9 protein-coding genes are annotated in these 12,149 nt (G+C 48.1%); 7 read left to right on the plus strand and 2 right to left on the minus strand.

Features of this window, described 5'->3' with window-relative positions; genetic code table 11:
• The first annotated feature begins 25 nt into the window (after window positions 1-25).
• Window positions 26-382 carry a hypothetical protein gene (locus U9P07_07855; protein MEA2109317.1) on the plus strand — a complete coding sequence of 119 codons (357 nt, stop codon included), beginning with the start codon at window positions 26-28 and terminating at the stop codon, window positions 380-382.
• On the opposite strand, the gene U9P07_07860 is transcribed toward U9P07_07855, so the two are convergent.
• Together U9P07_07860 and U9P07_07865 are read right to left on the minus strand one after the other, a co-directional pair.
• On the minus strand, window positions 363-1,448 hold the full coding sequence (locus tag U9P07_07860) for an FAD-dependent oxidoreductase (protein ID MEA2109318.1): 1,086 nt from the start codon (window positions 1,446-1,448) through the stop codon (window positions 363-365). The two genes, U9P07_07855 and U9P07_07860, sit on opposite strands and share 20 nt — an antisense overlap.
• 135 nt (window positions 1,449-1,583) lie before the next feature.
• The gene (locus tag U9P07_07865; GenBank protein MEA2109319.1) at window positions 1,584-2,111 is read right to left on the minus strand and encodes an FmdE family protein; all 528 of its coding nucleotides are present in this window, start codon (window positions 2,109-2,111) and stop codon (window positions 1,584-1,586) included.
• Between the two features lie 144 nt (window positions 2,112-2,255).
• Here U9P07_07865 and arfB point away from each other — a divergent pair, with 144 nt between their 5' ends.
• From arfB to U9P07_07895, 6 genes are all read left to right on the plus strand, one after another.
• Window positions 2,256-2,681 carry an alternative ribosome rescue aminoacyl-tRNA hydrolase ArfB gene (gene arfB, locus U9P07_07870; GenBank protein ID MEA2109320.1) on the plus strand — a complete coding sequence of 142 codons (426 nt, stop codon included), beginning with the start codon at window positions 2,256-2,258 and terminating at the stop codon, window positions 2,679-2,681.
• Window positions 2,682-2,753: 72 nt separating this feature from the next.
• Complete coding sequence (locus U9P07_07875) at window positions 2,754-6,377, plus strand: DUF748 domain-containing protein (protein MEA2109321.1); 3,624 nt, start codon at window positions 2,754-2,756, stop codon at window positions 6,375-6,377.
• A gap of 117 nt (window positions 6,378-6,494) precedes the next feature.
• Window positions 6,495-8,633, plus strand: coding sequence for an ATP-grasp domain-containing protein (locus tag U9P07_07880; protein ID MEA2109322.1), 2,139 nt, complete (start codon window positions 6,495-6,497; stop codon window positions 8,631-8,633).
• A complete protein-coding gene (locus U9P07_07885; GenBank protein MEA2109323.1) occupies window positions 8,634-10,283 on the plus strand; it encodes a gamma-glutamyltransferase in 1,650 nt (549 codons plus the stop codon).
• A gap of 60 nt (window positions 10,284-10,343) precedes the next feature.
• A complete protein-coding gene (locus U9P07_07890; protein ID MEA2109324.1) occupies window positions 10,344-11,975 on the plus strand; it encodes a gamma-glutamyltransferase in 1,632 nt (543 codons plus the stop codon).
• Between the two features lie 14 nt (window positions 11,976-11,989).
• A partial coding sequence (locus U9P07_07895) for an N-formylglutamate amidohydrolase (protein MEA2109325.1) occupies window positions 11,990-12,149 on the plus strand: 160 nt, incomplete at its 3' end.

Genomic DNA, 12,149 nt, shown 5'->3' on the forward strand with positions numbered 1-12,149 from the left:
TAAAAATTCCTTGAAGGAGGATAAGATGATCAGAACAATCCTGGCAGCCCTTTTCCTGCTACTGTTCACTGTAATTTCGGCAAGCGCCGGCAGCAGCTATATGATAACCTTCCAAACCACCGATTGCAACGGCGATACAGGCATTGCTTCGGTTGAGATCAACCGCATTCACAAGATCAAGACCATAGCATGTGAACCACCATACCAGGCAGCCAGGCGCAAGCAGGTGCTGGTGACCTCAAAAACCCTCCATGGCAGCTACGATGTCTTCACCGTGGATGAAAAGGAGGCCGTCAATATCCAGCAGCAGATTCAGGACTATATGGACGCCCGGCGCAAGCTGCTGGAAAAGGGCAGCCCGATTATCCTCCATGACAACTGAGAACAGCCCGCTCAGCGGCCGCCAGGGCGCCCTCCAGGTAGCCGCCTTGATCTTCGGTCGTTTCCGTCCCCGCAAAGTGGATAATTCCATCCCAGATACTCGATTTTCCCGCCGGTGGATGATAATGGGGATGCTCCCGCATGGGAGCTTTATCTATATAGGTGGAGGTGTAAGGTTCAAAAGCCCAATCCTGATAAAAATACTTCGTCGGATACTGGGCCTGGTCGCCAAACAAAAGAGCCAACTGGACCAGCATCGCCTCAATCAGTAAATCTTTATTACCCCGCCCGGCGGCGGGGAGCCCCACAAAAGCCACAAGCCCAAAAGGCCCTTCATCACCGTTGGAACCATCATGGATTTCCACCATTGGACCGCGCTGGCTGAAAGCCTGGCCGGAAAGATTATACTCCCGCCAGAATGGTTTATCGTAAACAGGATGAAATTTCGCCTGTCCCGCCATCCAGGTACCGATTTTCAGCATTGACTGACAAAGATTGTCGGAAAGATCGGGCTCAAACAGAATAGTTGAAGCGATAAGCCGCGGCGGCAAAGCTAAAATCACCTGCTTTGCCTCATAGCAGGCGATGGGTTCCTGCTCCAGTTTGCCGACACTCACCCGGGCTCCGTCAGCGATTTTTTCAATACTGCAGACAGGATGATTGAGCTTTATCGCCGCAGCGGAAAGATCTTTGGATATGCCTTCAATCAATGCCATCATCCCCCCTTGCAAACGCCAGGAGGGAGGTTCCATAGGATAGCCGTTGACATTGCGAACATTACCGCCGGGCCCCTGATACCGCCCCAAACCCTGTTCAAACTGCCGATATGGATTCAGTCCCAGGGTTTTTACCAGTTTCACCATCCGCGGCTGGATATCCGGCCAGAACCAGGACGGTCCCATATCAGCATGCAGTTCCCCATATTGGGGGCTGAGGATGCGACCGCCCAGGCGGTCACGCGCTTCCAATACTACAAAAGATTTTCCCTGCATGGCCAGCAAATAAGCGGCATACAAGCCACTGAGACCGGCACCGACAATTACATTCTCAACTGATTTCACTCGCATGTAATTCTTTCCATTCCCCTTTTTTATAACCGAACAAAAGGAACGACGCATAATCTCATCATCGTAACAACTCACCCGCTACGCTTAAATCATACCTGCCATAAGAAAAAATCCATGGTCATGAAGCGGCTCAGCCTAAACATTCTTTTCCATCTTTTCGTGGCAGGGAATACACATTTTTCTGCCGTTGACCACCTGGATCCGGCTTTCCATCACCGCTTCACCGCAGCAGTCACAAATTACGGATGCCATGATCCGGGCTTTTTCCGGCTCCCGGATCCGTACCGGAATCAAGGAGATAATCTCTGAATCATCGACGTTCAACAACCAGCTGATATAAGCCTGGCGATCAGCTTTTTTCTCTGACGGCACAGCCTCCCGGTTCAAAACCACCCGGACTCCCTGCCCGGTTTTGCGGGAATATAAAGTGTATGCCTGTTTGCCGTAATCCTTAAAAATCAGATTCCCCTTGCCAAAGGTACAACCGCTTACATATTGCAGGGCGTCGACCCCGCAGGCGTTATTCTCGGTAATGGCCACCAGTTCCTCATCCTCGGCACGGTATTGGGCCAGAAAACTCATCGCCGCCATCGTCATCCGATATCCCATGGCCAGCCCGGGACAACTGTGACCGTGAAATGCTATCAGTTTTTCATAATCCATAATATCCTCCTGTATTAATCCATAAACTACCACCAATTAACTCCTGGAGGCAATGATTGTCAAATAAGAACTGGTATGATAGACAATTGATGACATGATTGAAAAAGTTGCACAACAATATTACCATATTTCAACGACAAGATAATGCTGATAATTTCCAAAAAAATATCCATTCCCGATCATGAAATTGAGCTTAGTGCCATCCGCGCCCAGGGGGCCGGCGGCCAGAACGTCAACAAGGTCTCCAGTGCCATTCATTTGCGCTTTGACATCAAAGCCTCATCACTGCCTGCTGTCTACAAGGAAAGGCTGCTGAAATTACATGACCGGCGGCTGACCAAAGATGGGGTCATTATCATCAAGGCCCAGCAGCATCGACACCAGGCAGCCAACCGGGAAGAGGCACTCCTGCGGCTGCGGGACATCATCCAACGCGCCGCCAGGAACAACAAGAAACGTATCCCCACCAGACCGAGCCGAAATTCCCGGAAAAGACGGCTTGAGCAGAAGAAAAAACACGGGAGGCTTAAAGCTTCCAGGAAAAAGCCGATCATGGCGGAAAACGACTGACATCGCACTGAATCAGCCATCATTATTGACTCGTAAACTTACACCTTGTATAGTTGTTTCAGGAGACTTTATATGAGTACTGAAAATGGAAAAAAGATTCCGCGACTGAAGCGCCGGCAAAAAATCATCATCATTCTGCTCTGTGGTCTGCTGCTCTACAGCCTGGCCGGCTTCTACCTGGTTCCGTGGCTACTGCAGACCCAGTCGGAAAAGCGCCTCAGTTTGCTGCTTGGCCGGCAAAGCACCATTGACCGGGTACAGTTCAATCCCTTTACCCTGGTTCTGCGGCTTGAAGGTTTTGTCATCAAAAGCCGCGGCAGCGATAAAAGTCCCCTCTGCAAGATTGACAACCTGCTTGCCGATTTCAGCTCCTTTTCCCTGTTCAAACGGGCCCTGATACTGGAAAGGTTGAAAGTTGCGGGACCGTATGTCAAAATCGTCAGGAAAGCGGATTTAAGTTATAATTTTTCCGACCTCCTGCCTGCCCCCAAAGCAAAAACTGAAAAAAAGAATGAATCCGGAAGCTTTCACTTCTCCCTGAACAATATTGAAATCAAAAGCGGAATTATCGAGCTTGCCGACCAGCCCCATAAAACCTTTCACTGGATAAACAGTATTACCATTTCCCTGCCCAGCATTTCAAACCTGCCTAAACTTATTGACTCCAGGGTGCAACCATCCTTTGCCGCAGTGGTCAACGGAGCACCGCTGGAACTTAAAGGGCAGACGAAGCCTTTCGCCAGTTCTCATGACACCGAGTTCAATATAAATTTTGCCGATCTCGACCTTTCCTACTACCTCGCCTATATTCCCGGAAAACGCAATTTCACCGTAACTTCCGGCCGTCTTTCAACCAATCTGGTACTCGCCTTCCAGCAACCGGCAAACAGTCCGGACCGGCTACAGTTATCCGGAACCGCAACCCTGGCTGATGTAATCATTGAAAGCAACCGTAAGAATGAAGAACATCGTTTTGTCAATCTGCCGAAAACAACAATAAAATTCGGGCCAGGCAACCTGCTGGCCGAAGAGCTTTTCATCGATGATATCACCCTGGAAAATCCAGACGTCAACCTTAAATTCAAGCCTGACGGAGTTTTCCACCTGCCCTTCGTTGCCGCCGCCGTTGAAAAGAAAATTGAACAACGCAGTCGTCATGAAGGCGAGAGCAAAGAAACAAAAAAACAAAAGTTCACCTGTCGCATCAGCCACCTGAAAATCAATCATGGCAAGCTTAATTTCCACGATGAACGTGTTTCTCCGGTTTTTAACGCTAACTATAAACCCTTTGATCTGGAAGTCAGCAATTTCAGCAACGAACCGGAAAAGCAGGCAGAATATACCTTGAAAGTAACCAGTGATGCCGCTGAAGCTCTGCAGGTTGATGGAAATTTAATCTTCAAACCACTTACACTCAAAACTCGCCTCAAACTCGAAAATGTGCCGATAAACCGTTATCAACCTTATTACCGGAAATTATTCAACGGCAATGTCAACAGCGGCTATGTAACCGCGGATGGTGAATTGAATTTCATCCAGAAAGCCGGGAAGCAAGCTGAAACAAGTCTCGACAACTTCACCCTGAAGCTGAAAGCGCTTGAAGTAAACGACCCTGATGACACCCGGGTCCTAACCCTGCCGGAGCTGAAGGTTGTCGCTGAACGGATAGACATTGATAAACAGGATATCATCATCACTTCCTGTCAGGCCCGGGACGGCATACTGAAAATCCTGCGCCGGGCGGATGGCAAATTCAACCTGATGGATTTTATCCCGCCGGAAAAAGATGTTTCCGAAGTTGATAAAGAAGTTGAACCGGCAGTAAATGACAATCAGGCCACGGGCTGGCATGTTCTTTTACAGCAAGGCGGTCTGAAAAACTTTCAGGTAGAGTTAAATGACCAGGCACTGAAGACCACGGCGACCCTGGTAGCTGACCGTATCAACCTGGAACTGGATCAACTGGGCACCCGGCCGACGGAAAAGGGCCGGATAAAGATTGATCTTGGTTTGGCCCGGACGGGAGAGATGTCAGTTTCCGGCACCCTGGCACTAACGCCGCCGGAAGCAGAACTGGATATTACCCTGAAAAAGCTGCCTTTGAAGGCCTTTCAACCATATCTGGCGGAAAATATCGACATGGTCCTGGTCAATGGACAGCTGCAGACCAGCGGCAAACTGTATTTCAAGCAGGAAACGTCCGAAAAACCGCAGCTCTCTTTACAAGGTAACGCCAGCGTCAGGAAATTGAAAATTGTCGATGGGGTAAAAACGGCAGAATTTCTTGCCTGGCAGGATGTAACCCTGCACAAATTCAGCTTCAAACCTCAACCCCTGACATTTTCCCTGGATAAATTAACGGCAACCGGACTCAAAAGCCAGATTCTGATCCTGCCGGACGGGCGCTCCAACCTGCAGGTCATGATGGGGAAAAAACCGGCTGCAAAAAAATCTCCGGATAAAAATCCAGAACCAATCAAACAGCCCCGTCCGGAACCCCTTGACATCACCCTGAAAAAAGTACTGATCAACCAGAGTAACTTTTCTTTTACGGATCAGAGCATGTCGCCGGTTTTTCACCTCGAACTGGCTGACCTGAAGGGTGAAATCAATGGGTTGTCGTCACGGAATCAGGAGCCGTCCATCGTCAACCTCCAAGGCAGTCTCAATGGTCAGTCACCGGTTCTGGTCAAGGGTTCAATCGCTCCTCTGACCCGAAACCTTTTTATCGACCTGGCAATTTCCGGACAGGGTATCGGCATGACCACTTTTACGCCTTATTCGGGTAAATTTATCGGTCAAACCATCGGCAAGGGAAAATTGTACCTGGATCTCAAATATAAGGTGGAAAAAGGGCAGTTACAAGCAGAGAACATGATTTTTCTTGACCAGTTTGATTTCGGCACCCAGGTTGAAAGTCCCGATGCCCTCAGCCTGCCGGTCAAACTGGCCGTGGCCCTGCTGCGGGATCGTCGGGGGGAGATCCATCTCAACATACCGGTTCATGGCGATCTGAATGACCCCAAGTTCAGTCTCGGCGGCGTTATCGTTAAAATATTTATCAACCTGATCACGAAAGCGGTGACCTCACCTTTTGCCCTGCTGGGCTCCCTTGCGGGTGACGGCAGCCAGGATTTAAACCACGTTCTTTTCGCTCCCGGCCTGGCCCAGCTTACAGAAAAGGCCAAAGGTAACCTTGATAAACTGGCTAAAATTCTCTATGAACGGCCCGGTTTGAAGCTCGAGATCGCCGGTCATGCTGATCCGGTAAGTGATCGTCCGGCTCTGCATGAAGCTTATTTCCAGAAACTGCTTAAAGCCCAGAAATTTAAAGAAGTAGTCCGCAAAGATAAAGCCGTTGCATCCGTTGATAACATCACCATTGAAAAACCTGAATTCAAGACCTATTTATGGCAGGCGTACAAAAATTCTCCCATTGCCAAGCAGAAAAATCTGCTTGGCATGGTAAAAAAAATACCACCCGAAGATCAGGAACGCCTTTTGAGAGCTTCCATCAAAGTTGACGATGGAGCGCTTCTGGACCTGGCCCGCCAACGAAAACAGGCCGTCATGTCCTACCTGGCCGGGAAAGGACCGGTTGAAACCCAGCGTCTGTTCCTGATGGAACCGGTCCTGGCTGCCGGCAAGACATCCTCCGGAGTTGACAACCGGTTGGTTGAAATGAAGATAAAATAAAATCAATCCCGCAGGTTGGAAGATTAGGCATTTGTAGTTCGACTGATTCTCGGCTATAGCTATATACATACGTGTTTGCGGGAGGAAACTAACTTTAAGCGTAAGGAGTAATTATTTATGAAAGTTGCGGTTATTTATAATCGGGAAAGTTTGAAAGTTATTAACCTGCTGGGCGCTCAGAATCCGGAAAAATACCGTATCGAAGCTATTGAGCGCATCACCAAAACGCTTAAAGCCAGCGGCCATCAGGTTAAAACATTTGAAGGCGATAAATTTTTAATAGAACGGCTGGAAGAGTTTATGCCAGCTGTGGTCAAAGGCGAAAGACCCGGTATGGCATTAAATCTGGCTTATGGTATACAGGGTTCTGCCCGTTACACCCATGTTCCGGGCATTTTAGAGATGGTTGGTATTCCGTATGTCGGTTCGGGACCACTGGCCCACTCGCTGGCTCAGGACAAAGTAGTTGCCAAAGTATTATTTAAACAGAACGGCTTGCCGACACCGGATTTCAGAGTTCTTGAAACCCCCGAATTTGATGCACCTGATCTTGAATATCCTTTAATCATAAAACCCAAAAGTGGGGCGGATTCTTTTGGTCTGATGGTAGTTCACAATGAAAAAGAGCTTCGCGAAGCCGCGGGGCCGATTTTTGAAAAATATGAGGAACCGGTCCTGGCCGAGTGTTATATTGAAGGACGTGAGATTAACATCGGCATAATTGGTAGTCCACCGGAGGCGCTGCCCCCGGTGGAGCTGGATTTTGGTTCTGGAGCTCATGTCTATACTAATGATGACAAGGGTGGACGTTCGGGCCGGACGGTTAAATATATCTGTCCCGCAGAATTAGACGAAGATACTACGAAAAAGGCGCAGGAGATTGCCCGCAAAGCTTTTATAGCCATACAATGTGCTGATTGCGCTCGGGTCGATATGCGCATTGGCGAAGATGGCAGTTTATATTTATTGGAGATCAACAGCCTTCCCAGCCTGGGTTATCGCGGCTCCTTTGTTGTCGGGGCTCAGGCTGCCGGGATGGACTTTGCCGCCTTGCTGAACCGTTTGCTCGATTCTGCCAGCCGCCGTTATTTTGGCGCACCGATGTTTGCGCCGCAGATTGCCAAAATCGGAAAGCCAGATGGCGCACTCTCTTTTCTGGCTGCCAACCGCGACAAGCTTGAACGACGGGTGGAAGAACTGGTTTCCTATCATTCGCGAACAGCTGATGCGATTAATATTGCTGAGTTTACGAATCATCTCGACAAACAATATCGGGAAATTGGTTTACTTCCGGTCAGGGAATTTACCAGTGAACACATCGTTAACACCTGGGAAACGGTCGCGGGTATGGCAGGTGGAACGCTGATTGTAATTCAACTAGACAGTCTTTTAGGCGGGGAGACTCCCTATCAAGCCTTTCGGCGAACTCCGGAATGGCTGCATGGCGAAGCGGTAGGTGAATCACGCGCTCCTCTGGCGATGTTTGAATATGCGCTTCGGGCTTTGCGTAAGCAGAAACAACTGCGCAAACAACGTCTGGGTATTTTGACATATACGGATGAAGGACAGGATTGCTGGCACAGCAGTAAGATCATTGAACAAGCTGCACGTAAAGCCGAACGGGTTATAGTGTTGCGCGAAGGCTCAACCAACAGCAACGTTGTTGCCGGCTCACGGGGAGTACGTAAATACCAGCTCTTTGTCGAAGGTGTTCCACATGACTTTAGTTCCTCCGAAAAATCACCGGATGCACTGCGTTGGATTAATAACCGACTGGAATCTATGATGCAGTTGTCATCACGAAAAGAACGGTTGGGAATATATGTCACCGACATTCGCACAAAACACTTCCCGAAGATGCTGCCGCATAATGCTCAGGCTACTATTCTGGTCAGTTACTCCAAGCCTGCGGTTGCCAATGAGGCAGAAAAAAAGATTCGCCGCATTCTTGGTAAAAACAGGTTAAAATGGCAACTGAATATGGTTTCTGATCGCCCGGCAATGGCAGATTGTAAAAATAACCGGGCCCTTTTTAATCAGGTTTCTAAAATAGCCCGGGAGCTGGAAATACCACTTGCTCAGGAGACATCTATGCGGCCGTCGGTTGCTGGTCTGGTTCCCGAAAGTATTCCCGTAATCTGCGGCCTGGGGCCAGTGGTCGAGTCTCTCCATACTCCGCATGAAGCGGTTCAGAGAATCAGCCTTTTTCAGCGAACCGTACTCTTGACCGAGTTCTTGTTGCAAGGCGAAAAGTAAGTGAAATTTATCGATAAATGCCTTCGAGAAAGTGAAATATCATTTAAACCATCAGTAGATTGCAAATGCACTGTTGCCGAAAACGGAATGGTCGCAACCGCATTTCCTGATGCTACAAATGCCGGGGTCAAGATGCTTGAATGCGGCGGCAATGCGGTGGATGCCGCCTGTGCCTCAGCCCTTGCCCTTGGCGTATGTGAGCCTAACGGCTCCGGCATTGGCGGGCAGTCGGTTGCGATCCTTTATATCAACGGCAGAACTGTGGCTATCGATGGATCCAGTCATGCCCCGGCTTTGGCTCATTCATCCAGATTCAAGAGCGACAAATCCAGAAAACTGGGCTACAAAGCCACTACCATACCCAGTACTTTAGCGGTCCTTGCATATTTAAATGAAAAATATGGTCGACTTCCCTGGAAGACAGTCGTTCAACCAGCCATCGAAATTGCCGGGTGCGGCTATCGTATAACCAAACTTCAGGAGCGGCTCTTAAACCGGGAACATAAAAATTTCTTACAGGTCTCATCACGTTCGGGCGTACGCTATTTCTTTAAGAGTGATGGCAAGCCATATAATGCCGGAGATCTCTTCGTGCAGAACGATCTGGCTAAAACACTTGCGATAATAGCAGACAACGGTTGCGAGGAGTTCTATCGGGGTAAGATAGCGCAGCAGATAGACGCGGATATGAAAAAGCATCGTGGATTTCTGCGCTTTGAGGATCTGGCCCTGATTCCTGAGGTGATTGAGCGCAAACCACTTAAGAGCTCTTATCGCGGCCATGCTATCTCTGTTTTTCCACCTCCCGGATCAGGAGAGACTCTGCTCCTTATTCTTGCGATGATGGAGTTCGTTCCGCAAGAACTTTTCGCCGGGAATACACCTGAGGCCTACGGTATACTGGCGGATATTTTCTATCTTGCATTTATTGAATATCGGCAAACTCCGCGCAACCCCAATACTTTTCCGCAGATTGTCGATAAAATCGGAAAAAGGTCTGAGATTGCCAAAAGGCTTATCGCCCATATCGATAAAAATAGAGGATTAAGATTTTCAGATCCGGAGGCAATAGCTAAACAGGGGTTAGGGGAAACAACCCACCTTTCCGTGATGGACGGCGATGGAAATGCCGTGGGCCTCACCCAATCCATAAACCTTGTCTATGGGTCTAAAGCTGCGGCTGAGGGGCTGGGATTTATTTATAACAACTACATAGAAGCTTTTCAGTATAATAAGCCCGATCACTACTACAACTTAAGACCTGGGGGGATCCCGTGGCCCTGTGCAGTGCCCGCTATCATCTTTAAACAGAGCAAACCCTGGATTGTTCTCGGCAGTCCCGGCAGCCAGCGTATATTTTCTTCAATGGTCCAATTTATCTCCGGCATAATCGACCAGCATTTGCCTATCAGTGAGGCGATGATAAAACCGCGTATTCATTCGGAAGCGAACGGTGAATTGAGTCTTGAGATAGAAAGATTTGCGCCTGATATTATCGACTTTCTTGCAACCCAGGGCTTGCGACTCAAATCTCGTGAACCTCTCTCTTTCTATATGGGAGCGATTCAGGCGGTACTGAAATGCCAAACTGGCAATGGTTTTCAGGGAGTTGCCGATATCAGACGGGATGGAACTGCTACAGGGTTTTAAACGAAATAATAGTGCCCTTATCCAGCTACACTGAATTATACAGACAATGGAGATAAAACAGTGGAAGTAGATTTCAAAGATATTGAGTCAAAATTCAAAGCGGACAAACAGGGAAATTGTTCAATCTCTGATGATGGGATGGTTGCGACTCAATCAAGTCATGCGACTGATATAGGCAAAGAGATCCTGAAAAAAAATGGCAATGCCGTTGATGCGGCAGTGGCAGCAGCTTTGGCGGTAGGTGTAAGTGAACCGCAAGCCAGTGGAATTGGCGGTCAGACAATGTTGCTGATTGGCAATGGGAAAAATATTATTGCGCTCGACGGTTCTTCCCGGGCGCCATCTCTGGCCCATGCCAATTCGATTTATAAAAATGATCGGGCCGTGGGCTATCGCGCGACCACGGTTCCCAGCACCCTGGCCACTTTATGGTATGCTCATAAAAATTATGGAAAACTGAAATGGGAAGAGATAGTTTACCCGGTCGCGGAACACGCTGAAGCGGGCTACCCAATTACAGCTTTACAAGAGAAATTACAGAAACGGGAGCGCGAAAATTTTGCCAAAGTTCAATCCCGCTCGGGCATAAAATATTTCTTTAATAATGGCGAACCCTACAAGGAGGGGGAACATTTTAAACAGCCGGAGTTAGCGGAACTAATAAAGAAATTGGCCCAAAAAGGGGTGAATGAGTTTTATCGCGGCACTACCGCAAAGCAGATAGATGCTGATATGCGCGAAAATGGCGGACTTTTAAGGTATGATGATTTATCCTTGATCCCCTTTCCAATTGAGCGGGAAGCTTTAAGTACGAGGTTCAGAGGTTTGGACGTATTTACCATGCCACCGCCCGGAGCTGGCAAAACTCTGCTTTACGCTCTTAAAATGATAGAATTCATGGATAAAAACTACCGAATTGAAAATGACAATCACCTCTATCATCTAATTATCAGCATTATTCGTAAAGCGTTTTTAGAACGTGCCGAGCGGCCCTACGATCCTAATTTTTTCGCACAGATATCTGACAACGTCAGAATGCTGGATGATGATTTTGCCTATCAGAGCATACGGAATATTCTGGGAAATATTGACAAAAAACTCTTGCCGATTATCCCCACGGAAGATGAGGTTTCCGGAGAGACCACCCATCTTTCAGTTATTGATAAATCCGGTTTTTCCGTCTCTTTAACCCAGTCGGTGGAACGCGTCTACGGGAGTAAATCCGTAGCTGAAGGACTGGGTTTTATCTACAATAATTATATGGATGATTTCGATTACTCGCAACCTGAACACCCATACTACATTAGACCAAACGCTAATCCATGGGCCACTGTGGCTCCGACACTAATCTATAATAACGATGAGATATGGATGTCTCTAGGCAGTCCGGGAAGTGAGAGGATTGTCTCTAATATAATGCTTTTTTTGATTAGAGTTGTTGACCGACACTACTCAATTGATGAGGCAATGAAAGCGCCGCGGCTGCATTGTTCCCTGGGCGGCAGGGTGAGTCTCGAAGCCGGGCGTTTTGATCCATCAGTAATCGATTATCTTAAAAAACAGGATTACCGCATCGATCCACGAGAGGATTACTCTTTTTACTTAGGATGCCTGCAGGCAATCATCAAAAAACAGTCCGGCCCGGGATTTCAAGGGGTTGCCGATATTAGACGTGATGGTTCAGCCAGATAATGGAGAATAAAAAAATGAAGCTACCTTTTTTAATCTCAATTCCACATGGGGGCACTGAGCTTCCTGATGAATTAAAATCCAGAGTCTGTATAACCGACAACGATCTTTTTGACGATTCTGACAGTTTCACCCAGGAGATTTACGAATCAACTGACATTGTGTTATCGGAAGTAA

It is taken from the genome of Pseudomonadota bacterium (genome assembly GCA_034660915.1).
Lineage (GTDB): Bacteria > Desulfobacterota > Anaeroferrophillalia > Anaeroferrophillales > Anaeroferrophillaceae > DQWO01.

Coding starts and splice junctions, on each gene's coding strand:
- U9P07_07855 (MEA2109317.1), top strand. CDS start 26: ATGATCAGAACAATCCTGGCAGCCCTTTTCCTGCTACTGTTCACTGTA.
- U9P07_07860 (MEA2109318.1), bottom strand. CDS start 1,448: ATGCGAGTGAAATCAGTTGAGAATGTAATTGTCGGTGCCGGTCTCAGT.
- U9P07_07865 (MEA2109319.1), bottom strand. CDS start 2,111: ATGGATTATGAAAAACTGATAGCATTTCACGGTCACAGTTGTCCCGGG.
- arfB (MEA2109320.1), top strand. CDS start 2,256: ATGCTGATAATTTCCAAAAAAATATCCATTCCCGATCATGAAATTGAG.
- U9P07_07875 (MEA2109321.1), top strand. CDS start 2,754: ATGAGTACTGAAAATGGAAAAAAGATTCCGCGACTGAAGCGCCGGCAA.
- U9P07_07880 (MEA2109322.1), top strand. CDS start 6,495: ATGAAAGTTGCGGTTATTTATAATCGGGAAAGTTTGAAAGTTATTAAC.